At 73.4% G+C, this 22,999-nt stretch carries 18 protein-coding genes; 9 read left to right on the plus strand and 9 right to left on the minus strand.

All coding sequences use genetic code 11. The annotated features are described in order from the left end of the window. Positions 1-254: 254 nt before the first annotated feature. From BCL76_RS13900 to BCL76_RS13910, 3 genes are read right to left on the minus strand one after another with little or no spacing between them, the layout of a single operon-like run. Complete coding sequence (locus BCL76_RS13900) at positions 255-1,214, minus strand: ABC transporter ATP-binding protein (protein ID WP_109779782.1); 960 nt, start codon at positions 1,212-1,214, stop codon at positions 255-257. Then, positions 1,211-4,084: a hypothetical protein gene (locus BCL76_RS13905; protein ID WP_146228375.1), complete on the minus strand. Its 2,874-nt coding sequence runs from the start codon at positions 4,082-4,084 to the stop codon at positions 1,211-1,213. The genes BCL76_RS13900 and BCL76_RS13905 overlap by 4 nt, the downstream gene beginning before the upstream one ends. Then, positions 4,081-7,371: an ABC transporter permease gene (locus BCL76_RS13910; RefSeq protein ID WP_109779784.1), complete on the minus strand. Its 3,291-nt coding sequence runs from the start codon at positions 7,369-7,371 to the stop codon at positions 4,081-4,083. The genes BCL76_RS13905 and BCL76_RS13910 overlap by 4 nt, the downstream gene beginning before the upstream one ends. A 197-nt stretch (positions 7,372-7,568) precedes the next feature. On the opposite strand from BCL76_RS13910, the gene BCL76_RS13915 reads away from it, so the two are divergent. Further along, positions 7,569-8,324, plus strand: a complete 756-nt coding sequence (locus BCL76_RS13915) for an ABC transporter ATP-binding protein (RefSeq protein WP_109779785.1) — start codon at positions 7,569-7,571, stop codon at positions 8,322-8,324. Here BCL76_RS13915 and BCL76_RS13920 read toward each other — a convergent pair. Beyond that, positions 8,319-9,050 carry a DUF4232 domain-containing protein gene (locus BCL76_RS13920; RefSeq protein ID WP_375137914.1) on the minus strand — a complete coding sequence of 244 codons (732 nt, stop codon included), beginning with the start codon at positions 9,048-9,050 and terminating at the stop codon, positions 8,319-8,321. The two genes, BCL76_RS13915 and BCL76_RS13920, sit on opposite strands and share 6 nt — an antisense overlap. Positions 9,051-9,271: 221 nt before the next feature. On the opposite strand from BCL76_RS13920, the gene BCL76_RS13925 reads away from it, so the two are divergent. The 4 genes from BCL76_RS13925 (at position 9,272) to BCL76_RS13940 (ending at position 14,392) form a co-directional block, all read left to right on the plus strand. After that, positions 9,272-10,627, plus strand: a complete 1,356-nt coding sequence (locus tag BCL76_RS13925) for a helix-turn-helix domain-containing protein (RefSeq protein ID WP_258309633.1) — start codon at positions 9,272-9,274, stop codon at positions 10,625-10,627. 194 nt (positions 10,628-10,821) lie between these two features. Next, positions 10,822-12,498: an FAD-dependent oxidoreductase gene (locus tag BCL76_RS13930; protein WP_109779787.1), complete on the plus strand. Its 1,677-nt coding sequence runs from the start codon at positions 10,822-10,824 to the stop codon at positions 12,496-12,498. Further along, entirely contained in the window at positions 12,495-14,042 is a 1,548-nt protein-coding gene (locus BCL76_RS13935) for an ATP-binding protein (protein ID WP_258309634.1), read from the plus strand. Before BCL76_RS13930 ends, BCL76_RS13935 begins: the two co-directional genes overlap by 4 nt. Further along, positions 14,039-14,392 (plus strand): UBP-type zinc finger domain-containing protein, encoded by a 354-nt coding sequence (locus BCL76_RS13940; protein WP_109779788.1) that lies wholly within the window; start codon positions 14,039-14,041, stop codon positions 14,390-14,392. The genes BCL76_RS13935 and BCL76_RS13940 overlap by 4 nt, the downstream gene beginning before the upstream one ends. 7 nt (positions 14,393-14,399) lie before the next feature. Here BCL76_RS13940 and BCL76_RS13945 read toward each other — a convergent pair whose 3' ends face one another. Then, positions 14,400-15,140 (minus strand): DJ-1/PfpI family protein, encoded by a 741-nt coding sequence (locus BCL76_RS13945; protein WP_109779789.1) that lies wholly within the window; start codon positions 15,138-15,140, stop codon positions 14,400-14,402. A gap of 234 nt (positions 15,141-15,374) precedes the next feature. Between BCL76_RS13945 and BCL76_RS13950 the strand changes: the two genes are divergently transcribed. Beyond that, entirely contained in the window at positions 15,375-15,833 is a 459-nt protein-coding gene (locus tag BCL76_RS13950) for a flavodoxin family protein (protein ID WP_109779790.1), read from the plus strand. 66 nt (positions 15,834-15,899) lie between these two features. Here the strand turns inward: BCL76_RS13950 and BCL76_RS13955 are convergent, their stop codons facing one another. The 3 genes from BCL76_RS13955 to BCL76_RS13965 form a co-directional block, all read right to left on the minus strand. Then, positions 15,900-16,688 carry a crotonase/enoyl-CoA hydratase family protein gene (locus BCL76_RS13955; protein ID WP_109779791.1) on the minus strand — a complete coding sequence of 263 codons (789 nt, stop codon included), beginning with the start codon at positions 16,686-16,688 and terminating at the stop codon, positions 15,900-15,902. A 71-nt stretch (positions 16,689-16,759) separates the two neighbouring features. Further along, positions 16,760-17,476 (minus strand): response regulator, encoded by a 717-nt coding sequence (locus BCL76_RS13960; RefSeq protein ID WP_109779792.1) that lies wholly within the window; start codon positions 17,474-17,476, stop codon positions 16,760-16,762. Between the two features lie 15 nt (positions 17,477-17,491). Next, the gene (locus BCL76_RS13965) at positions 17,492-18,763 is read right to left on the minus strand and encodes a sensor histidine kinase (RefSeq protein WP_109779793.1); all 1,272 of its coding nucleotides are present in this window, start codon (positions 18,761-18,763) and stop codon (positions 17,492-17,494) included. Positions 18,764-19,022: 259 nt separating this feature from the next. Here BCL76_RS13965 and BCL76_RS13970 point away from each other — a divergent pair, with 259 nt between their 5' ends. Further along, complete coding sequence (locus BCL76_RS13970) at positions 19,023-19,493, plus strand: hypothetical protein (RefSeq protein WP_258309635.1); 471 nt, start codon at positions 19,023-19,025, stop codon at positions 19,491-19,493. Positions 19,494-19,567: 74 nt separating this feature from the next. Here BCL76_RS13970 and BCL76_RS13975 read toward each other — a convergent pair whose 3' ends face one another. Further along, positions 19,568-20,356, minus strand: coding sequence for an SDR family NAD(P)-dependent oxidoreductase (locus BCL76_RS13975; protein WP_109779795.1), 789 nt, complete (start codon positions 20,354-20,356; stop codon positions 19,568-19,570). Positions 20,357-20,429: 73 nt separating this feature from the next. Between BCL76_RS13975 and BCL76_RS13980 the strand changes: the two genes are divergently transcribed. Beyond that, on the plus strand, positions 20,430-21,065 hold the full coding sequence (locus BCL76_RS13980; protein ID WP_219933945.1) for a TetR/AcrR family transcriptional regulator: 636 nt from the start codon (positions 20,430-20,432) through the stop codon (positions 21,063-21,065). 393 nt (positions 21,066-21,458) lie between these two features. Next, a complete protein-coding gene (locus tag BCL76_RS13985) occupies positions 21,459-22,997 on the plus strand; it encodes a sensor histidine kinase (RefSeq protein ID WP_109779797.1) in 1,539 nt (512 codons plus the stop codon). Positions 22,998-22,999 lie beyond the last annotated feature (2 nt).

The following is a 22,999-nucleotide window of genomic DNA, read 5'->3' on the forward strand; positions in this document are numbered from 1 at the left end:
CGGTCGGTGGGATGTTGGAAGGGTCCCTGATGACGAACGAAGAGGAGCGCCCGATGTACCACTCGATCCGACGAACCGTCCCTACCGCCGGCCGGGCGGGGACTGACGGCCGTCCTCCACGGGGACGGACCCGGTGGGCGAAGTCCGGTCCAGGCGGCGCGCGTACGTGGCCGGGTGGGCGCGGGGATCCCCCGGATCCCCCACAGCCGTTCGCAATCCCGCCCGATCGGCGCGCGACGCTTCGCCGCGCCGCTTCAGTGGGCGCCGTCCGGGCGCAGTTCGATGTGGTCCGGGGCGAGGTCGACGGCCACGCGGTGTTCCATGCCCAGGGCCTCCAGGAACTTCGGGGGGAGCTGGACGCGCCCGGAGCGGTCGAGGACGACGTACTCGCGTTCGCTGATGGATTCCTCGCCGTGCTCGTCGGTGACCAGGCGGCGCAGCACCTCGCTGCTGGTGCGGCCGTCACGGATCGCCACGGTTCGGCGGACCTCGCCCGCCACCATCGGGTCGTGCGTCACGATGACCACCGTCACGCCGAGTTCCTTGTTCACCGTCCGGAAGGTCTCGAAGACCGCTGCGGCCGTCTCCGAGTCCAGTTCGCCCGTGGGTTCGTCGGCGAGGAGCACCCTGGGGTCGTTCGCCATCGCCACGGCGATCGCGACGCGCTGTTGTTGGCCGCCGGACAGTTCCGCCGGGCGCCGGTGCGCCAGTTCGCCGATCCCGAGGGCCTCCAGGATCTCCCCGACCTTGGCCGCTCGGCGGGCGCTCGCGCCACGGCGGGGACTGTCGCCCTTCAGCTGCATCGGCAGGGCGACGTTCTGGGCGGCCGTCAGGAAGGGCAGGAGATTACGGGCCGTCTGTTGGAAGACGAAGCCGACCGCTTCGCGCCGGTAGCGCAGCCGGTCCCGCGCCGACAGGTCCAGCAGGTCGTAGCCCGCGACCGTCGCGCTGCCGGCCGTGGGGACGTCCAGGCCCGCCAGGATGTTCAAGAGGGTGGACTTGCCGCTGCCGGAGGCGCCGACCAAGGCCATCAGGTCACCTTGGTCGACCGTGAGCTCCAGCCCCTGGAGGGCCTGTACCTCGATGCCGTCCTGGCTGAAGATCCGGACCAGGCGGTCGCAGGCGATCGCGGCGTCCGCCGCCGGGGTGCGCGGGTCCGCGGCGGCCGTCGCCCGGCGGCGCAGCTCCTCGTACGTCGGCTGGTCGGTTTTCAACGCTGGTCTCCCGCTCTCAACTCGTTGGTGATCTGCCGTCGCCCGGATGTCGCCGCTTCCACGAACACGGCCGCGGCGACCAGGGCGGCCAGGCCCAGGGCCTGGGTCAGTACGGGCCCGGCCGTGAGCCGCACGCCGTTCGGCACGTGGACGCCGACCAGCGTGGACAGGTCGATCGCCGGGCCCAGCAGGGCCACCGCGCCGGCCGCCACCAACGCCCCGCCCAGCGCCGCGGCGAGGGTCTGCGGCAGGGTCTCGGCGAGGATCAGCGCCACGCCCTGCCTGCGGCGCAGACCCATGGTGCGCAGCCGGGCGAGCAGCGCCGCGCGTTCGGGGACGGCCCGCATCAGCGTGAGCAGTACGGCCAGCAGGGCGAAGCCCGCCGCTGCGGCCATGGAGGCCCAGAAAAGGCGCCCGGCCGAGCGCTGCAGCGGATCGGAGCCGAGTACGTCGACGGCCTCGGCGCTGGTGCTCACGGGGTACAACTCGTCGAGCGGGGCCGGGCCCGCGGCGGAACCGGAACCGGGGATCGGAGCCGGCGCCGGGGCGGGCTTCCCGGACGGCGCCGGGAGCTTGGAGCGGACCAGCGCGCGCAGCCGGTCCCCGTCGATGTCACCGAGGCCGAGCCAACGGTTCGGGTGGTCGGCGCCGCCCATGAGGCCCGTGGCGGCTCCCGTCGGCAGGACGACGGTCGCGGCGTCCCGTGCCGGGTGGGCCGGGGTGCAGTCGATCGTGCCCGCGACCCGTACCTTCAGCTCGCTGCCGTCGCCGGGCTGCACCGAGTACGTACCGCCCTGTACGGCTTGTCCGGCGAGGCTCGCACTGAACAGCGCGGGCACCGGGGCGTCGGCGGCCCCGGCTCCGGTGGCCAGCAGGGCGGGGTCGAAGCTTCCGCAGCCGAGGACCCGGGACAGCTCCGCGTACGTACCCGGATCGGCGACGACCACGGTGACCTGGCTGGATCTCACGGTGGTGCCGTGCAGGGAGGAGTCGTGGTCGATCCACAGCGGCACGGACGTCCGTACGCCCGGCAGCTCGCCCGCGGCCTGCGCGAGCCCGGCCGGGAGCGGGGACTTACCGAACGCGGAGATCGCCGCGTCGCCCCCGACGGTCAGCCGGGCCACCCCGAGTCGGGACGAGTCCACCGACTGCAGCACGGCGGCGCCGAACCCCCCGGTGGTGATGGCCAGGAGCAGCGCGATCATCGGCAGAACGGAGGGGCCGGTGCGTCCGGTGGCCCCCGAGCCGCGGGCGGCTCGCGCGAGCCCGAGGAAGCCGACCAGTCCGGAGCTGCGGCCGGCTGCCCGGGCGAGCCATCCGGTGACCACCGGCTGGAGGCGGGCCAACAACAGTCCCCCGCACAGGGCGAGCAGCAGCGGGGCCGCGATCAGCAGCGGGTCGAGGTCGCTGCCGGGCGGGGCGACCCCGCGTCGGCGGACCTCCACCACGGCTGCGGCGGTGGCGATGAGGACGAGCAGTTCGGCCACGGGCCTGCGCCACCGCCCGGCCGGGCGGGCGGGGGTCAGCAGTACGGCCGCCCGTACGGGGAAGGCCAGCAGGGCGAGCAGGGCCACGGCCGCGGCCGAGAGCAGTGCGGGCGCGAGCCGGGGGGTGGGCAGCAGCAGGACGGCGAGAGCGGTGGCGACGGCGGCCGCCGGGAGTACGGTGACGGCGCCCTCGCCGAGGAGCCGGCCGACGATGGCGGCGCGCGATCCGCCGCGCGCGAGCAGCAGCCGCAGTTCGGCGTCGCGGCGGTCGGCCGCGAGAGCGCCGGCCAGGCACAGGACGACGAAGGCGACGCCGCCGACCCCGGCGGGTCCGATCGCGGCGAGCGGCGCGGCGGCCTGGGTGCGGGCGCGGGCCTCTTCGAGCCGCTCGGGCAGCCAGGAGGTGGTGTGCAGCCGCGGGCGGCCCGTCTCCCGGGCGAGGGTGGCGGCGGTGGGCCCGGCGATGTAGGAGGCGATGTCCTGCCTCGTGGCGTCGAGCCGGTCGGCCCGCAGCCGGCCGATGTCCACCGGCAGCCGCCAGAAGTCCTCGGCGGTGCGGCTCCAGGCGCTCATCCGGTCGAGGTCGCCGGTGCCGACGAGGGCGTCGACGTCCCAGGCGAGGCTCTCGTTGAAGTAGTGCTCGCAGGCGCGGGCGAGACAGCCCAGGTTGTCCGTCCAGAAGTCGTCGGTCTCGTCGAGGACCGCGTAGAGACCGACGACCTCGACGGACGGTGTGGCGTCCACCCGGGACTCGGCGATCAGGACGGATCCGACCCGTGCGCCGAGGGTCGCGGCGGCCTTCTGCGAGAGGACGACCTGCAGGGGCGCCGTTCCACCGGTGGTGGACTGCGCGGGGGCGGTGGGTGTGCTGCTCGGCCACTTCCCCTCCGCGAGCTTCACATGGGTCTCCGCCTCGCGGACGTGCAGGAGGTTCATGCTGGGCGGTATGCCGGAGGGGCGGGAGAGTTCCGGATTCATCAGCGGCTGCCGCTTGGTGGTGCGCGCGCCGTGGACCGTCTCCTCCAGGTCCACGGGGAAGGTGGATTCGGTCGGTCCGAGCAGTTTCTCCAGCGTGGCGTCGAGGGCCTGGGCGCTCTGCCCGCTGTCCGGGGAGGGCGCGGTCACCTGCAGGCTGGTGTCGGCGGCTCCGCGGCGCTCCAGGAAGGACCGCAGGGCCTGGTCGGCGCCCCGGTCCTGGGCGCGCGGCAGCGCGGCGGCCAGCAGCACGGCGACGAAGGCCAGCGCGGCGCCGAGCAGGGTGGCCAACGGCGCCGCCCGCAGCCGGGTCCTGACCCACGGCGCCGGCCGGCGGTCTGTGGACGAGGGCGGGGCGGACGACGGCGCGGTGGCAGTCGGTCGGGGCGCGGTCGGCGGGGTGGTCACATCTCCTCCACGGGACGCAGCCGGGCGGCGATGTCGCGGCCGCGGGGGCCGCTGACCGCGGCCGACAGCAGGGGAACGGCTGCGATGGCGGCGACCGTCAGTACGGTCTGCCAGAACGGCATGTCCACTCGCACGGGTGGGAAGGGACGCCCGGCGGCGGGCGTCAGCACGACCAGGGGCGCCATCAGATGGACGAGGGCGACGCCCAGCCCGGCTCCGACCGCGGACCCGATGGCGATCAGCACCCCGCCTTCGGCGGCGGACGCGAGGGCCAGCGAGCGGCGCGGGGTACCGAGCGCGAGCAGCACCGAGAACTCCCGCCCTCGGACCCTTCGTTCGGCGGCGGTGGAGGTCGCGAAGCCGATGGCGGCGAGGACCGCGCACGCGGCGGCGAGGGCGGCCAAGGCGCTCTGCGGGCCGGCGCTCAGCGGGTCGTCGAGCAGCCGCTCGGTGATCTCCTCGCGCAGTTGGACGCGCTCGATCCGGGCGCCGTCGCGCAGTTGGGCCGCTGCTCGGGCCGGAACCGGGTCGGCGGCCGAGTCGGCGGGCAGCCACCACTCGGTGGGCGAGGCAGGCTGCTGGCCCACGGACTCCAGCAGGTACCGGCCGAGCACGTGGAGGTCTACGGCGAGCGCCGAGCGGCCGACCACCGGGAGGGAGTCCACGGAGGCGGTGATCCGCATCTGGACGGCGGCGCCGTCCAGGGTGACGGGGACCGTATCGCCCACGGAGGCGCCGAGGGACTTCAGGTAGCGGGTGGTGGCGATCGCGGGGACGGCGACGGGGGCCGGCGCGGCGGGAGCCGGGAACACCACGGTGGTGACGCCCTGCAGGGTGGCGAATCCGCCCCAGTAGCGCAGCCGCAGCAGGTCCGTGGAGCCGGCCGGGACCGGGACGGGCTCAGGGGTCCTGGAGGGGCCCTTCCCCTGCGGGAGGGAGGTCTGCCAGCCCGCGCCGGCCGAGGGTGCGGGGACGGCGGTGGCGGCGCCGTCCGCGGTGTCGGAGACGGCGATCCGGTGCACGGCCAGTTCGCTGCCGTCGCCCGGGTTGTCGCCGTCACCGGCGTACGAGAGGCGGATCCCCGCCAGGGTCAGCGGGGTGGCCGCCGAGCCGACCGGGGCGCCGGTCAGCGCGTCGAGGGAGTAGGTGAGGGTGGCGTCACCGGAGACGGGCAGGGTCACCGAGGCCGTCCCGTACGTCGCCCCGAACCGGTCGCGGAGCAGCAGGCTCACGGCGGCCCAGCTCGTACCCGAGGTCCGGGCCGATACGTCGAGGTCGATCCGGCGCGGGGAGCCGGGCAGGGCGACGCCGGGGCTCGCGGGGCCGGCCGTGGCATCGGGGCCGCCGGCGGCGAGCGGGGTGAACAGCTCGCCCATGCCGTGGCCGCCGCGCAGGTCCGCGCGCAGCGGAACGCGTTCCGCGGTCTTGACGGCGTCCAGCGCGACGATGTCGGCGGGGTTGCCGTCCGGCAGCTTCTGCTCGCGGCGGACCACGGGTACGAGGCGGTCGCCGCCCGGCAGGGCCGCGTAGCGTCCGCCCTGCCCCATCGGGGACATGCTGCTGCCGGAGATCCGCAGGCCACCGGCGGACGCGAAGTCGGCCTGGTCGCGCTGGGACGCGGACCAGCCGATGTGCTGGCCGAGCGCCAGGATCCCACTGGCGACGGCGAGGACGAGCAGCAGCACGGGCCCGGTGGCCCGGCCGGGCCGTCGGGCGAGCTGCCAGCCGAAGAGGGCGGGGCCCAGACTCCGGCCGCGCGCCGCCAGCCGTCCGCCGGCCCGCGCCGCGAACGGCAGCAGGCGCAGGACCAGCAGGGTGCCCCCGCACAGGGCCAGGGCGGGAGCGGCGACCAGGACGGGGTCGACCCCGAGCGCGCCGCCGACGGAGGCGCCGGATGCGGGGGCGTCCATACCGCCGTACTGCGCGAGCTGCTGGTAGCCGAGGACGGCGAGGGCCAGGACGGCGAGGTCGACGCCGGAGCGGGCGGCGCCCGTCACCAGGGCCTGGCGGCTGCCCACGCGGCGCAGTACGGCGGCCGAGGCCCCCCGCAGGAAGGAGGGCAGGGTCGTCAGCAGGACGCAGGCCAGGGCGCAGCCGCCCGCGACCGGCCAGACCAGCCAGGTCTGCGGGATCTCCAGGTGGACGCGCCCGAGGGGGCCGAAATGGCCGAACAGCCGCAGCAGGGGTGGCGTGAGCAGGGGTGCCAGGACGGCCGCGGGCAGGGCGAGGAGCAGCGACTCGGTCGCGGTGAGCGCGCCGAGCCGGCGGCGGGAGGCGCCGCGCGCGGTGAGCAGGACCCGTTCCGGTTCCTGCCGGACGGTCAGGATGTGCGCGACGAGCAGCAGGGCGGCGGTCGACAGGACGGTGAGCTGGAGGGCGCCCATCAGCAGGGTGGAGCGGGCGACGACCGTGCCGGCGCTGAGCTCGGCCAGCAGTTTCGGCAGTTCGGTGGCGGCCCGCAGCGAGCCGACGCGTTCGAGGGTGGCGCTCGCGGGCTCGGTGGCGGTCCGTACGGCTTCTGCCTCGGTGGCGCGGACCGTACGCAGGTCCGGGGTGAGCAGCGTGAGGCGGTGGTCCTGCGGGAGGCCTCCGGTGGTGAAGGCGCTGTCGTCCACCAGCAGCGGGCCGTAGATGGCGAAGGTGTCGGCCTGGACCTCGCGGCCGCCGAGCGGGTCGAGGCGCCAGTACGCGGCGTCCGGATCGGCGGCCCGGTACACGCCGGTGACCAGCACGGTCAACGGCGGCCCGCCGAACCGGTCGTCCAGCCGGACCGGTGCGGGCAGCGCGGACTCTGCCAGGCCCAGCCGGACGAGCGCCGCGCGCGGCACTGCCACCTGGGTCGCGGCGGCCTGGGCGCCGGCGCCGCGGGGTGCGGCGACGGGTGCGGGCCACGCGCCGGCGAGCAGTTGTACGCGGTCCTTGCCGAGCGCGGCGAGCACGGTCAGGTCGGCGTCGCGGCCGGAGGCGGCGACACCGGGCAGGCCGTACGACCGGCTGCGGGCCACGCTCTCGGAGGCCACCGGGAGCCGCCCGAACACCTCGTCCGCGAAGGCCCGTACGGACGCGTCGTCCTTGGCGCGGGAGTCGGCGGGATGGCCACTGGTGACCAGGACTGTGGTCCGGGACTGTTCCGCCCCGGTCAGGGCCCGCCGGAGCCCTTCCTCGCCCACGCCACGGGTGAATGCCGTCAGCGCGGTCAGTGTGGTCGCGGTGATCAGTACGGTGAGCAGCACGGCGACGGCGAGCGGCCATCGCCCGCGCAGTCGGCGCACGACGAAGCCGAGCACGTGTTGAATTCCTCCCCCGTCCGGACCCTCGGTACCGGATAGCGGACGATGTTGTCAGATGTGAGCAAGAGAGGGAAGGGGCTTGCGTGATTGGTGCGACAGATGCGCAAATGCGATCAGAAAGCTGCAGCGGCAGCGTGTACGGGACGTGGGGCCGGGCGCCTCGCGCGGACAAACGCGACGGGGGAACAGACACGATGAGGCATCACCAGGAGCAGGGACCGGCGACGGTCGCGACGAAGGCACCGCGGGACGGCGAGGGCTCCCCGATCGTGGTCGTCGACGACGTGCACCACAGCTTCGGCAGCGGTCCGCAGGCCGTCCACGCCCTGCGCGGGGTGTCCTTCGAGGTCCGACGCGGCGAACTCACCGCCCTCAGGGGCCGGTCGGGCTCCGGCAAGACCACCCTGCTCAACCTCGTCGGCGGTCTCGACACCCCGACCGGCGGCCGGATCACCCTCGACGGCACCGACCTGGCGACCCTCGACGAGTCGGGCCTGCTCGCCCTGCGCCGCGACCGCATCGGCTTCGTCTTCCAGTCCTTCGGCCTGATACCCGTCCTGACGGCCGCCGAGAACGTCGGTGTGCCGATGCGGCTGCGGCGCGTCCCCGCCAAGGTGCGCGAGGAGCGGGCCCGTACCCTGCTGGCCCTGGTCGGGCTCGCGGACCACGCCGAGCAGCGCCCGGGCGAGCTCTCCGGTGGCCAGCAGCAGCGCGTGGCGGTGGCCCGCGCCCTGGCCAATGACCCCGAACTGATCATCGCGGACGAACCCACGGGCCAGCTCGACTCGGAGACCGGCCGCTCCGTGATGGAGCTGCTGCGCGCGGTGGTGCGCAGCGAGTCCGTCACCATCCTCGTCGCCACCCACGACCCGAACCTGATCGAACTCGCCGACCGGGTCGTGGAACTGCGCGACGGCCGCATCGTCGACGTCGACTCCGTCGACTCATGATGCGAGCGCGTCCGCGCTGCTGCGCTGCCAGTAGGTGACCGTGAGCGAGCTGTCGTAGACGACGCCGGCGGCCGGGAGGTCCGGGGTCGCGGACGCGCCGCCGTCGCTGAGGGGCGTGCGGCCCTGGAAGGCGATCATGAGCCGGTGTCCGGTCGTGGCGCCCTCGCCGCTCCCGTCGGCCGCCGACAGCAGGACCCCCGCGTAGCCCGACTCGCCCGGTGCGAGGGACACCACGGCCTGGGGCTTGGTCTCGGGCCGGGCGGCCGGCACCCACTGCATCTCGTCGAAGCGGAGGACGGGGTGGTAGGTCAGATCGCAGGTCTTCGACCCGGTGTTCTTCACCGTGATCAGCATGTGGTTGAGCGGCCGCGAGACGGGCTGCACGGTGACCCGCGTGGTCGAGCCGTTGCACAGGACACGCTCCCCCGCGCCCGACGCGGCCGACGGGGCGGGAGAGGTCTTGGGGGCCGGCGCGGCGCCCGGGGCACTCGAAGCGTCGGTCGAGGGCGCGGTCGAGGGGGCAGCGGTGGCAGGCCCCGCGGTGGCGACCCCGGCGGAGCCCGAAGCGCTCGCCTCTCCCCCGTCCTTGAAGCCCTTGCCGTCCTGGCACGCGGTGAGGGAGAGGGCGACGAGGGAAGCCATGACCGCTCCCGCCAGGCGTCGCCGGGCGTGCGGACGGGCGGTACGGGCGGAAGGGGCGAGCGGGGCGGCGTGGAACGTGCGCATGACTGACGACCTTTCAAGGGGCGTGACCGCAGGGCCGGTCGGGGTCCGTGCGGACCGACCGCCGGGAGCGGTGTGCTTGGATGACCTCAGCCTGTGCGGTGATCCGTCCCAGCCGCTACAACCGCCGGCCAATCCGGCATGCTGGGATACCGGAACAGGCTCTGAGCTGCGGAAACAACCTGTTCCTGGGATGCGGGACAGGCCATGGGGTGGGAGGAACGGTGCCGGAGAACACGGCTGGACCCGAGTTCGCCGGGCTGCTGCGGGAGTTGAAGGACCGGTCCGGACTCAGCTACGGAACGCTCGCCGGGCGGCTCCACATGAGTACGTCGACATTGCACCGCTACTGCAGCGGCGAGGTCGTCCCGGCGGACTACGCACCGGTCGAACGGCTCGCCCGCCTGTGCAAGGCCACCCCCGAGGAACTCCTGGCCCTGCACCGGGGTTGGGTGGAGGCGGACGCGAACCGACCGCGCAGGGGCACGGACACGAGCGGCGCGGCGGCGACCGAAGTGGCGGCCGATGCACCCGCGGAGGCCGCGACCGAAGCACCCGCGGCGCCCGTCGAGGCGACCCGGATCCCGGAGCCGCCCGCGCCGGGCCGGTGGCGCCGCCCCCGTAGGTCCGTGCTCGCCGCGCTGGCCGTGCCGCTCGTGGCCGCCGTCTCCGCCCTGACCTGGGTGCTGACACCCGACGGGAACCGGCCGGGACCGGGCACCGACGTCCGGGACATCCCCGTCGCCGCCGACCGCACCCCCGGTGCGGAGAAGTCCCCGCAGGACCCCGACGGATCCGCGGTACCACCGTCCTCCTCGCCGTCGCCGTCGGTGGCCGCGCCCTCCGACCCCGCGTCGGCCGCCCCCGAGCCGGCAGGCGGCGGCGAAAGCGGAGGAGGAACCGGAGGAGGAACCGGAGGAGGAACCGGAGGCACGAGCGGAAGCGGCGGCGGCGCCGACGAGGCTGCCGGCGCGCCGGTGAAGGTCACCGTCCGCCCGCACACCTGGGAAGCCCCCTGCGGCCAGCACTACCTGATCGACAAGCCCCCCGCCCAGGTGGGACCACCTCCCGTGGAACGCGACGCGCCCGCCTGGGTCGCGGCGGCCGGGGCGGTACCCGCCGGCGAGCAGTACGTCACCCTCACCCTGCAGGGCTCCGGCAAGGACACGGTGGTCCTGGACGGCCTGGCCGTCCGCACGGTCGCCAAGCGTGCGCCGCTCCCCTGGAACGACTACGCCATGGGCTACCCGGGGGTCGGCTGCGGTGCGGGCGTCCCGACCCGCTCGTTCGACGTGTCCCTCGACTCCGCGCGCCCGGCCGTCGTGCCCATGGAGGGTCAGCGCGGCTTCCCGTTCTCGGTGAGCGAGTCGCAGCCTGAGGTGTTCCACATCCTGGCCGCCGTCTCGGCCCACGACGTGAGCTGGTACCTGGAGCTGTCCTGGTCCAGCGGCTCCCGCCACGGCACCCTCGCGATCGACCACAACGGCCGGCCCTTCCGTACCAGCGGACGTGCCGGCAGGCCCCGCTACGAGTTCCCCCTCGGCGGCGAAGGCTGGGTCGTGGCGGGCAAGGCCTCCTGACCCCCTACCCGCCCGGCCGGCCGGGCCGGAACCGGCCCGCAGGCCGTTGACCAGGAGCGACCGGGCGGGTACCCGCAGCGCACGACCCGCCTCGTCCCGGAGCGGTCCCGAAGGATCGCCCCTACGATGGGCGGGAACCGGCGCGGGCGGCTCGCCGGGCCGCCTGCCCAGAGCACTCGGGGTGGAGACGACGTATGGCACAGGCCGCCGACACAGCGCGGACCGTCATCCTGACCGTGGACGACGACCCGGGGGTCTCCCGGGCCATCGCCCGTGACCTGCGACGGCGCTACGGCGCCGAGTACCGGATCGTGCGCGCCGAGTCCGGCGAGTCCGCGCTGGACGCGCTCCGCGAGCTGAAGCTGCGCGGCGACCTGGTGGCCGTGATCCTCGCCGACTACCGGATGCCGCAGATGAACGGCATCGAGTTCCTCGAACAGGCCCTGGCGGTGTACCCCGGCGCCCGGCGGGTGCTGCTGACCGCGTACGCCGACACCAACGCGGCGATCGACGCGATCAACGTCGTCGACCTCGACCACTACCTGCTCAAGCCCTGGGACCCGCCGGAGGAGAAGCTCTACCCGGTCGTGGACGATCTGCTCACGGCCTGGCGGACCAGCGACTACCGTCCGGTACCCGCCACCAAGGTGGTGGGGCACCGCTGGTCGGCGCGCTCCTCGGACGTACGGGAGTTCCTGGCCCGCAACCAGGTGCCGTACCGCTGGTACTCCTCCGACGAACCGGAGGGTCGACGGCTGCTGGAGGCTGCCGGGGCCGACGGCCGGCGGCTCCCGCTGGTGATCACCCCCGAGGGCACCGCGCTGATCGAACCGGAGGCCCCCGAACTGGCCGCCCACGTGGGGCTCGCGACGACGCCGGCCGCCGACTTCTACGACCTCGTCGTCATCGGCGGCGGCCCGGCCGGGCTCGGCTCGGCGGTGTACGGGGCCTCCGAGGGTCTGCGTACGGTACTGGTCGAGCGGTCGGCGACCGGCGGACAGGCCGGCCAGAGCTCCCGCATCGAGAACTACCTCGGCTTCCCGGACGGCGTGTCCGGTGCCCAGCTCACGGAGCGGGCCCGCCGCCAGGCCGGCCGGTTCGGCGCCGAGATCCTGACGGCGCGCGAGGTCACGGGACTGGAGGTGAACGGCGCGGCGCGTGTCGTCCGCTTCTCGGACGGCTCGGCGATCGCCGCCCACAGCGTCATCCTGGCGACCGGCGTGTCGTACCGGCAGCTCCGCGCGCCGGGCTGCGACCAACTGACCGGCTGCGGGGTGTACTACGGCTCCTCGCTCACCGAGGCGGCCTCCTGCCAGGGGCAGGACGTCTACATCGTGGGCGGTGCCAACTCGGCCGGGCAGGCGGCGATGTACCTGGCGCGGGGCGCCAAGTCGGTGACGCTGCTGGTGCGCGGGGACTCGCTGACGGCGTCGATGTCGTACTACCTGATCCAGCAGATCGAGGAGACGCCGAACATCACCGTGCGCACCCGGACGGTCGTCGAGGCGGCGCACGGCGAGGGGCACCTGGAGCAGCTGACACTGCGGGACGTGGACGGCGGTGCGAGCGAACTCGTCGACGCCCAGTGGATGTTCGTGTTCATCGGCGCGGCCCCGCTGACGGACTGGCTGGACGGTACGGTGCTGCGCGACGAGCACGGTTTCATCCTGGCCGGGCCGGATCTGACGGCGGACGGGCGCCCGCCGGCCGAGTGGGGACTGGACCGGCCGCCCTACCACCTGGAGACCAACATTCCGGGCGTGTTCGTGGCGGGTGACGCGCGCGCCCAGTCCGCGAAACGCGTCGCGTCCGCCGTCGGAGAGGGAGCCATGGCCGTGATGCTCGTCCACCGGTACCTGGAGCAGTCATGAGCGGACAGGTCATGCCCTGCAGCCCGCAGGAGATCGCCTCGTTGTTCCTCTTCGAGAAGCTCACCCCCGAGCAGCTCGGGCGGCTGTGCGCCGAGGGGCGGGTGGAGCGGTTCGAAGCCGGTCCGGTGTACACCGAGGGCGGCGACGCCACCTGCTTCTACGTGATGATCGAGGGCACGGTCGTGCTGTCCCGCCGGGTCGGTGGCGACGACGTCGAGGTGAGCCGCACCTCGCAGCGCGGCGTGTACGCGGGGGCGATGCAGGCGTACCTGGGCGAGCAGGTGCCGCAGGCGTACACCAACTCGATGCGGGTGACCGAGCCGACGCGGTTCTTCGTGCTGCCCGCGCAGTCGTTCGCGGACATCATGCGCGAGTGGTTCCCGATGGCGGCGCACCTGCTGGAGGGACTGTTCTTCGGCTCCAAGAACACCCAGCGGGCCATCGGGCAGCGCGAGCGGCTGCTGGCGCTCGGGTCGTTGTCCGCCGGCCTCACCCACGAACTCAACAACCCGGCGGCGGCGGCCGTCCGGGCCACGGCGACCCTGCGGGAGCGGGTCGGCAAGATGCGGCACAAGCTGGCCCACATCTCGCAGGGCCAGTACTCGCGCGAAACGATCGCCGACCTCATCGAGATCCAGGAACGGACCGTCGAGCGCGTCGCGAAGGCGACGGCGCTGAGTCCGCTGGAGGCCTCCGACCGGGAGGACGAGCTCGCCGACTGGCTGGACGACCACGACATCGCCGAGGGCTGGCGACTCGCGCCGACCTTCGTGCAGGCCGGGCTGGACACGGACTGGCTGGAGCAGGTCGCGGCGACCGTGGCCGAGGAGATCCTGCCGTCGGCGATCGGCTGGCTCAACTACACCGTCGAGACCGAGCTGTTGATGGACGAGATCGACGACTCGACCACCCGTATCTCCCACCTCGTGGACGCGGCCAAGCAGTACTCGCAGCTCGACCGCGCCCCGTACCGGGTCGTGGACGTCCACGAGCTCCTCGACAGCACGCTGCTGATGCTGTCCGGCAAGATCGGCTCCCGGGTGCGGGTGGTCAAGGAGTACGACCGCTCCGTACCGGAGGTGCCCGCCTACCCGGCGGAGCTCAACCAGGTGTGGACCAACCTCATCGACAACGCCGTGTTCGCCATCGGGAGCACCGGCGCGGAGGGCACGCTGACGGTCCGGACGGCGCGCGAGGGAGACCGCCTGCTGGTGGAGTTCCGTGACACCGGGCCCGGCATCCCGGAGGACATCCGCAGCCGCATCTTCGACCCCTTCTTCACCACCAAGCCGGTCGGCGAGGGCACCGGTCTGGGCCTCGACATCTCCTGGCGGATCGTGGTCAACAAGCACCACGGCAGCCTCCAGGTCGAGTCCGCCCCCGGTGACACCCGGTTCCAGGTGCTGCTGCCGCTGACCGCCCCGGCCCCCGAAGCCGATACGGAAACCGAAGCCGAAACCGGAGCCGGGACCGGACCCGATACCGCGACCACGACCACGACCACAACCACGACGGAAACCGCGACCGCTGAGGAGCCCGCATGAGCGACATCCAGGGAATCGACCCGGGCGCCGCGCCCACCGGCACCGGCTGCGTCGAGTGCGACGAGCTGGGCGGCTGGTGGTTCCACCTGCGGCGCTGCGCCCAGTGCGGCCACATCGGGTGCTGCGATTCCTCCCCGGCGCAGCACGCCACCGCCCACTGGAAGTCCACCGGCCACCCGCTGGTGCAGAGCTTCGAGCCGGGCGAGGAGTGGTTCTGGAACTACGACACGGACGCCCTCTACGACTCCGGCCCCGAACTGACCGCCCCGCGCGACCACCCGGCCGACCAGCCGACCCCGGGTCCGGCCGGCCGGGTACCCGAGGACTGGACCCGGCGGCTGCACCGCTGACCCGCGACTACCGCTGTACGGCGGCGGGCGGCGTCCATACCGTGCCCCGGGCCTCGTATTCGAGCATGGCCTCCACGCTCGTCGCCGCGTCGGCGCCGAGTTCGCGGTGGACGAGCCGGAGGGCGAGGTCCAGCCCGGAGGTGATGCCGCCGGCGGTGACCAGGTCGCCGTCGTCCACCACACGGGCGTTCTTCAGGAGGCCACCCTGCTTCTCGAGGTCGGGCCGCGCCTTGTGGTGGGTGGTGCAGGGGCGGTTCGTGGTCAGTCCGGCGGCGGCCAGCAGCATGGTGCCCGTGCAGACGGCGCTGACGGTGAGGCCGGGGCGGACCGCCGCGGCCAGTTGCCGCGGGAGGACGCCGCCGCGGATCTCGGCCCATACACCGGGGCTGTCGCGGCGTGCGTATCCGCCGCCGGGAACGAGAAGGACGTCCGCGGCGCGCGGGTCCCAGCCGTGCTCGACGCTCACGCGTGTGCCGTAGGCGGCCCGCACGACCCCCGGCCCGGAAGCGGAGACGTAACGGACGTCCACCTCCCGATCCGTGAAGAACCGGGCCGCGCAGAAGACCTCGTAGGGTGCGGCGAAGTCGAGTTCCTCCACGCCGTCGTACATGACCACGTGCACACGTAACGGCCCCGTCGACTTTCCGGCGGGTCGCGGTCGAGCCGCCGCGGCCACCCCGGCGGCACCCCCGAACGCGGCCGTGGCGCCGACGGCGACCTGGGCCCGGAGCAGGTTCCTGCGGTTCATCCGACGGTTCCTTCCGATCGCTGCGGCCGACCCCGGTGACCGGCCCGCCGCTGTACGACAGGAGTCGAGACGGCCACCGCCCGGGTTCCCGCGCCGCGTTGTGGCAGGCGCCACAGCAGGGACCCTCTCCCTCGCGCGGATCGACGTCCGCGCGCGGGTTGTCACATCCGGCGGGCCTGTCCGGTCCCTGCTACGGAAGACGCCGAACGAATGCGCCGAACGAAGGAGACGCTCATGAGGACCTTGCTCGTCTGCACGTCCGTGTCCCACGGCAACACCCGCCGCGTGGCCCAGGCCATGGGAGAGGTGCTCGGCGCCCGGGTGGTCACGCCGGAGGAGGTGTCGGCCGCGGAGCCGGCGGGCTACGACCTGGTGGGTTTCGGCTCCGGCGTGTTCGCCCAGCGGATGCACCCGGACCTGCTCGGCTTCGTCCGCGCGCTGCCGGCGTCCTCGGGGCGGGCCTTCGTCTTCGCCACGAGCGGTCTGCCGCAATGGTCGATCGCGCCGTTCACCCGGCCGTCGGTACGGCTCCTCGAAGGCAAGGGCTACCAGGTCGAAGGCACGTTCACCTGCCGCGGGCTCGACACGTGGGCTCCGTTCCGGCTGATCGGTGGCATCAACAAGCGGCGTCCGGACGGGGACGACCTGGCCGCCGCCCGCGCGTTCGCCGAGGGCCTGCGCCTCGGCCGATGACCCGGTCCGGGGTCGGTCGGGAGGACGCTGCGACCGGGCACGCCGCTCCTCCCCCGCCCCGGACCGCTACTGCCCGAAGGCACCGTGCCGGCCCGCCCCGCGGGCGAATCGGCCCGCGCCGGCCTGCGTTTCACCCGCGGTCAGTGGCACCAGGCCGTGCCGGTGCTCCCCCGCCAACGCCTCCTCCTCGGAGAGGCCGTGCTGTTCCAGGACGGACAACCGGTCGTGGCGCAGGCAGATCTGAGGGAATCCGGCGATCTCGCGAGCCAGCTCCTCGGCGGCCGCCCTCGATCGGCCCGTCGGGACCACGCGGTTGGCCAGCCCGATCCCGTGCGCTTCGGTCGCCGATACCGGACGCCCCGTCAGGATCAGGTCCATGGCCCGACTCTCGCCGATCAGGCGGGGCAGCCGCACCGTACCGCCGTCGATCAGAGGGACGCCCCAGCGGCGGCAGAACACACCGAACACCGCGTCCTCCTCCACCACACGCAGGTCGCACCAGAGCGCCAGCTCCAGACCGCCTGCCACCGCGTGCCCCGCGACGGCCGCGATCACGGGCTTGGTCAGCCGCATCCGGGTCGGCCCCATGGGTCCGTCGCCGGTGGCGAGCACCTGGTTGCCGCGCTCGGTGCCGATGGCCTTGAGGTCGGCGCCCGCGCAGAACGTGCCGCCCTCGCCCCAGAGCACGGCGACGGCCGCGTCCTCGTCCGATTCGAACTCCCGGAACGCGTCGGCCAGTCGGGCCGCTGTCGGCCCGTCCACGGCGTTACGTACTCCTGGCCGGCTCAGGATCACCGTGTAGACGGGGCCGTCCCGCTCCACGCGCACCGTGGCCGTGGCCTGCTCGTCCGCCATGCCTGTTCCCCTCCTGTTCGTCGGTCTCCGTCGTGGGGTGGGGCGGCCGCTGTGCGCGGGACCCCGGATGCTCAGCCCGGCCGGCCCTCTTCAGGCGGGGAGCCCGGGAGGTTGGTGGGGCCTCCGGGCGTCACGAGCGCCGTCTCGTAGGCGAAGACGACGACCTGGGCGCGGCTGGAGAGCCCGAGCTTGGCCATCGCGCGGTTGAGGTGGGTCTTCACGGTGGCCTCGCTGATGAAGAGTTGCCGCGCGACCTCCGTGTTCGTCGCGCCCGTGGCCACGAGCCGCAGCACATCGCGCTCCCGGCCGGTCACCGTGTGCCATTCCGGAGCCATCACCCCCGGTGGCGTCGGCCCCGGGTGGTAGGCCTCGATCAGGCGTCTGGTGACGGTGGGCGCGAGGAGCATGTCACCCGAGGCGACGGTGTGGATGGCGGCGACCAGGCGCTCGGGAGGCGTTTCCTTGAGCAGGAACCCCGAGGCGCCGGCACGCAGGGCGTTGTAGACGTATTCGTCGAGGTCGAAGGTGGTCAGCACGAGGATCTTCGGCGGTGTCCCGCCCGTGTCACCCGCCCGGCGAAGGATGCGTTCCGTCGCGGTGATGCCGTCGGTACCCGGCATCCGGAGGTCCATGAGGATGACATCAGGGGCGGTGGCCTCGGCCAGTCGGAGGGCTTCCTCCCCGTCGCAGGCCTCGCCGATCACGGACAGTCCCGGGGCTGCGTTCAGCAGGGACACCAGTCCGGCACGGATGAGCAGTTGATCGTCGACCACCAGTACCGTGGGCATCGGGGAATTCGGTCCTCATCGGATAGGGACGTCCCCGGTGCCCGGGGCCGGGAGACCACCCGGCCGGTCACTGGTGGTGGGCGCCGGAAGGGTGAGCCGTACCTCGAATCCGCCGAGGGCTCGGGGGCCGGCGGTGACCGACCCGCCGTAGATCTTCGCGCGCTCCCTCATACCGATCAAGCCGTGACCAGGTGACATCTCGTGGTTTGGCCGGAACGCGTCGTCCCCGTCATTCGCCACGCACACCACGATGGTGCGGCTTTCGTAGCGGATGGTGACAGCCGCCCTGGTCGGGCCCGCGTGCTTGAGCACATTCGTCAGCGCCTCCTGGACCACTCGGTAGACGCACAGGGCCATCCCCTGCGGAAGCCGGGGCGGGGAGCCCGCGACCTCCAGGGTGACCTCGACCCCCGCACCGCGCACCCGCTCCAGCAGCGGCTCCAGCAGGTCCAGTCCGGGGGCCGGCGCGTAGTCGGCGCCGTCCTGTCGCCCGTCCCCCGCTCCTTCCCGCCGTTCCTCCTGGCCCACGCGCAGGAGTACGAGCATCCGGCGCATCTCCTCCAGCGCCTCACGGCTGGTGTCGGCGATGGTGTCCAGGGCGCGGCGGCTCGCCGCCGGGTCCGTGGGGAACACGTACGAGGCCATGCCCGCCTGGAGCGAGATCACCGACATGTGGTGCGCGACCACGTCGTGGAGTTCCCGCGCGATACGGACCCGCTCCTCCGTGAGTGCCTGGAGCGCCTTCTCCTCCTGCTGTCGGCGCAGTTGGAGGGTCAGCTCGGCGAACTGTCTGTTCCGTTCGGCGAGCGCTCCGGAGCCGCGTCCGACCACGAACACGACGGCCGGGAACAGGACCGCCTGGGCGAGAACGGTCGGCATGGAGCTGTGCTCGATGTTGCCGATCCCGGCGTACACCCACACTCCCCCCACGACGGCCGCGCAGCCGAGCGCGGTCGGGAGGCGACGGGTCGCCGCCACCGTGTACAGGCCCAGGAGCGCCGGCATCGAATTGACCACCGGCCAGTAGCCGCAGGCGATGAACAGGATCCACAACGCGCTGCCGGTGGCGAACACCGCGACGGGCGCGAACCGGCGGGCCACCATGACCAGACCGACCAGAGCGGTCAGGACCGCCCCCAGCACGTCCACCGACCGCCATCCCGCCGGCGGCTGCTCCCGCCCCAGCAACAGCCCGGCTCCGACGTAGCCCAGGGCGAGCAACAAGTCGGTGACCAGCGGGCGGTACCTTCCGCCGAGCCTGTCGAGAACACCCGATCCAGCGCGCATCGGCGCAGCCTACGGGCCATCAGGCGGCGGGGCCATGGGCCTGTCGCGGGACCGGCCCTACCGCGCCCGCAGGGTCCCGCTACCGCCGTGGTTGCAGGCGGGCCGCCCGCCACCCGTCCGGGGTGGAGAGCGGAATCATCCCGACGCGTGCCGCCGGGCGGTCCCCGGCTCGCATAGTTTCTGTCCGGCCGGCCGCCGGAGCACGACGGGGTGGCGGCGGCTCACCGACCTCGATTCCCTGCGAAAGGGAGACACCGCCATGACCACAGCCGAGACCTCTGCCATGACCTCTGCCGTGACCGCTCCGGTGCGGCGCGCGCTCGTCGGAGCCGCCGCCGTCGCCTCGGCCCTCGTCATCGGGTCGGCGGGTACCGCGAGCGCGGCCACCATGGGCTTCCACCAGACCTCCACCAGCGGCAAGGCCGAGATCAGCGGAACCTACGAGTACCACGTGTCGGGGACCGTCCCGCAGACCGGCGAGAAGCTCTACTCGGGGTCGTTCGCGGGCGCCACGGCCAAGGACAAGGTGGCGGGCGACGGTTACGAGGCCGTGCTGGCCCTGGCCTACCAGGACTGGAAGGACGGCGCCTGGCACCGTGTGACGAACTACGTCGCGGTGGTCAACGGCTCGAAGAGCTGGTCGTTCAAGAACAAGAAGGATGTGAAGGCGTATGCCTGCGACCGTAAGGTCGGCACCACCAAGCTGCTGAACTGCCGCGCCGCCTGGTAGACCGGTCCCGCCGTCGGCCGAAGGGCGGGTCGTCACCCCTGTGACGGCCCGCCCTTCGGTGCTTCAGGATCCGGTCACGCCTTGAGGGCGCGCCCTGCCACGGTCAGCGCGAGGCGGCGGGGGACCAGGGCGGACGCCATGGCGTTGATCCGGTTGGTGAGGCCGACGACGATGCTGGCGGGGGTCCGACCACGTTCCAGCGCCCGTCGCGTCGCGGTGACGACCTGCTCCGGGGTGGCCATCCGCCCCACGGCGGCGTCCCGGCTGCCGACGACGTCGAAGAACTCGGTGCGCACCGGCCCCGGCGAGACGGCGAGCACCCGCAGGGAGGAGGCGCGCGTCTCGTAGGCGACGGCCTCGGTGAAGTTCAGGACGAAGGCCTTCGTCGCGCCGTAGACCGCCATCGCCGGGGTCGGCTGGTAGGCGGCCGCGCTGGCCACGGTGACGAGGGCGCCCCGGCCGTCGGCCGTCAGGGCCGGCAGGAACTCTCTGGTCAGTTCCGTGACCGCGAGCACGTTGAGCTGGATCATCTCGCTGATCCGGGTGGGGTCCTCGTCGGCGAAGGGGCCGTGGGCGCCGAAGCCCGCGTTGTTGACCAGGGTGTGGACCGGTACGCCGAGTGCGTCGAGCTCGGCGCGCAGCGCTGCCGCGGCACCGGGCCGGGCGAGGTCCGCGGCGATCGCGCGGGCCGTGACCCCGTGGCTGCGCTCCAGCTCCACCGCCAGCTCCTCCAGCCGGTCGACGCGTCGGGCGACGAGGACGACGTCCGCTCCGCGCTGCGCCCACTGCCGGGCGAACTCGACACCGAGGCCTGCACTCGCCCCGGTGATCAGGGCTGTGGTTCCGCGGTATGTCATAGACATGGGTCGGCGCTCCGTTCCGGGACTCCGGTTGATGGTCGATACTTGAATGTAGGCAGAGTAAACATTGTTGTCAATGACAACATCGGAGGAGGAGATCGCCTTGGCCGACGCCGAAGCGCCCTATCACCACGGCAATCTCAGGGAAGCCCTGCTGGCGCGCGCCGAGGACGTGCTGACCACCTCGGGGGCGGACAGCCTCTCGCTGCGCGCCCTCGCGCGGGACCTCGGCGTCAGCCACGCGGCGCCGGGCCGCCACTTCCGCGACCGCCAGGCGCTGCTGGACGCGCTCGCGGTGGGCGGCTTCACCCGGCTCAACGCGAGCCTGCGAGCCGCGGTGGGCGACGTCGGCCCGGTCGCCGCCCGGCTCGCCGGCATGGGTCGCGCGTACATCGATTTCGCCGTCGCGCACGCCCCGCTGCTGAGCCTGATGTTCACCGCCAAGCACGCCGACCGCTCCAGCGTCGAATTGCGCGAGCTCGGCCACCAGAGCCTGGAGATCGCCGCCGAACTGATCGCCCTCGCCCAGCGGGAGGGCGTCGTACGGGCGGGCGACCCGGCCCGGCTGGCCCAGGTCGCCTTCTCCGTGGTGCACGGCCTCGCAGCCTTGGCCGTCGGCTCGCTCCTCGACGACACACCGCTGGAGGAGGCGACCGATCTGGCCCTCGACGTGCTGCTCACCGGCCTCGGCGCGGCCGGTCGGACCCCTTAGCGCTCCATCGGTAGATCGTGATCACGCCGGGGCACCCGCGTGAACCGGCCCGCGATCCGGTCATGGCCGGGCACGGGGCCGAGGAAGGGGCGGCTTAGCGCATTTCCGCCCCCGGCGCCACCGGCGGACCAAGGGGTGCGGCCGGAACCGATCGGAATGTGCCCGTGCGTTTCCGCGTGGAAATCGGGGCCGGCAGGCCGCCCACCTCCCGTTACGTCGGCCCGGCCCGGGCGCGGGCCCCTTTTCTCGGCGAAATCCGGCGTCATCGATGGCGCATATCGGTTCCTCCGGTCCGATGAACTCCAACGAAAGCTCGCATGAGGGAAGTTGGGCGTAGTTATGCTCCCGCCCACCGGTCAGAAGGCCCCCCTTTTCGATAGTTCGAGGACGCCGATGGAGCAAAGAGGTACTCCCCCCGAAAGTCCCCACCTGGAGGGAAGAGCAAGCCGAATGCTGCCCGCGATCACGGTCGTGGCCGCCGCCTGCCTGGTGGGGGCGCTCGCTTCCTCCGCGGCACCGCTCGGCACCGTCCTGATCGCCGTCGGCGCCGTGTGCACCGCCGCGGTCTTCGGCGAAGCGAGACGGCGCGGCCGCGCGCTCTCCGCCGGGCGCGCCCAGGTCGCCGCGCTCCAACACGCCCTGGCACGGCAGGAGGTCGAGGCGGCCCGGCTGTCCGAGTCGGTGTTGCCCGAGGCCATAGAGCGACTACGCAAGGGCGAGCCGGCCGAGGACGTGCTGACCGCTCTGGGCGGGCGCGGCGGCCGCGGCACCCGCTGGGGCGACGACGAGGCCCTGACTCCGCGCTTCAGGGCCGCCCTCCAGGCCGTGCTGGCCCATGTCATCGACGCGGTCGACAACGAGGAGAGCCTTCGCGACTCGGCGCAGCGCGCCTTCGTGAACGTCGCCCGCCGCGTCCAGGCGATCGTCCATCAGCAGGCCCACGAGATGCGCGAGATGGAGGACCGGCACGGCAGCAACCCGGACGTGTTCGGCGACCTGCTGCGGCTCGACCACGGCACCGCCCTGATCGGCCGGCTCGCCGATTCCATCTCCGTCCTCGGCGGCGCGCGCCCCGGCCGCCAGTGGAGCAGGGCCGTCACGCTGTACAGCGTGATGCGCGGCGCGATGTCGAGGATCATCGACTACCAGCGCGTGGAGCTCCACTCCGTCTCCGAGGTCGCCGTCGTCGGTCCGATCGTGGAACCGCTGATCCACACCCTGGCGGAGCTGCTGGACAACGCCACCCGGTACTCGCCGCCGCACACCCGGGTCCACCTCACCGCCGTCGAGGTGCAGTCGGGCATCGCCGTCGAGATCGAGGACGGCGGCCTGAGCATGAGCGAGGAGGCCCGCAGCCGGGCCGAGAAGATGCTCGCGCAGGCACAGTCCGGGATCGACCTCAACGACCTGGGCGAGACGCCGCGGCTGGGACTGGCCGTGGTCGGCCGGCTGGCGCAGGCGTACGGGTTCCAGGTGTCCCTGCGCTCGTCCGCGTACGGCGGCGTCCGCGCCGTGGTGATCGTGCCGCAGCACCTGATCACCACGGCCTCCTCCGCGACCGGTCTCGCCCATGGCATCGGCTCCTCCTCTGGTCCCAGGGCCGTGGCCGCCACCCCGCGCGAGCACCCGTTCGACCGCTCGTCGGCGGGCGTGGGCGTGCCCCGTCCGGCTCCGGCTCCGGCTCCCAGGCCGGCGCCCGTGAGCACCGGGCAGCCGGAGACCGCCGCGCGTACGGCGACCGGCCTGCCGCAGCGACGCCGGAAGGACCGCATGGCCGTCTCCGAAGCCCGGCCGGCCCCGGAGCCCCGGTCCGCCGACGACGGCGGCCCCGGAATGTGGCTGGAGGCGTTCCACAGCGGATTGTCCGGCACGCCCGGCCACGATGCGCCGGGTACCGAAGGCACGTCGGGTTCACCGACCGAGGGGGCGTAAGC

Origin of the sequence: Streptomyces sp. CG 926 (assembly GCF_003148825.1) — a bacterium.
In the GTDB taxonomy this organism is placed as follows: Bacteria; Actinomycetota; Actinomycetes; order Streptomycetales; family Streptomycetaceae; genus Streptomyces.

Bases quoted from the DNA above. Each gene is read 5' to 3' on its own strand.
- BCL76_RS13915 (WP_109779785.1), top strand. From the start codon at position 7,569: ATGAGGCATCACCAGGAGCAGGGACCGGCGACGGTCGCGACGAAGGCA.
- BCL76_RS13920 (WP_375137914.1), bottom strand. From the start codon at position 9,050: ATGCGCACGTTCCACGCCGCCCCGCTCGCCCCTTCCGCCCGTACCGCC.
- BCL76_RS13930 (WP_109779787.1), top strand. From the start codon at position 10,822: ATGGCACAGGCCGCCGACACAGCGCGGACCGTCATCCTGACCGTGGAC.
- BCL76_RS13935 (WP_258309634.1), top strand. From the start codon at position 12,495: ATGAGCGGACAGGTCATGCCCTGCAGCCCGCAGGAGATCGCCTCGTTG.
- BCL76_RS13940 (WP_109779788.1), top strand. From the start codon at position 14,039: ATGAGCGACATCCAGGGAATCGACCCGGGCGCCGCGCCCACCGGCACC.
- BCL76_RS13945 (WP_109779789.1), bottom strand. From the start codon at position 15,140: ATGAACCGCAGGAACCTGCTCCGGGCCCAGGTCGCCGTCGGCGCCACG.
- BCL76_RS13950 (WP_109779790.1), top strand. From the start codon at position 15,375: ATGAGGACCTTGCTCGTCTGCACGTCCGTGTCCCACGGCAACACCCGC.
- BCL76_RS13955 (WP_109779791.1), bottom strand. From the start codon at position 16,688: ATGGCGGACGAGCAGGCCACGGCCACGGTGCGCGTGGAGCGGGACGGC.
- BCL76_RS13960 (WP_109779792.1), bottom strand. From the start codon at position 17,476: ATGCCCACGGTACTGGTGGTCGACGATCAACTGCTCATCCGTGCCGGA.
- BCL76_RS13965 (WP_109779793.1), bottom strand. From the start codon at position 18,763: ATGCGCGCTGGATCGGGTGTTCTCGACAGGCTCGGCGGAAGGTACCGC.
- BCL76_RS13970 (WP_258309635.1), top strand. From the start codon at position 19,023: ATGACCACAGCCGAGACCTCTGCCATGACCTCTGCCGTGACCGCTCCG.
- BCL76_RS13975 (WP_109779795.1), bottom strand. From the start codon at position 20,356: ATGTCTATGACATACCGCGGAACCACAGCCCTGATCACCGGGGCGAGT.
- BCL76_RS13980 (WP_219933945.1), top strand. From the start codon at position 20,430: ATGACAACATCGGAGGAGGAGATCGCCTTGGCCGACGCCGAAGCGCCC.
- BCL76_RS13985 (WP_109779797.1), top strand. From the start codon at position 21,459: ATGGAGCAAAGAGGTACTCCCCCCGAAAGTCCCCACCTGGAGGGAAGA.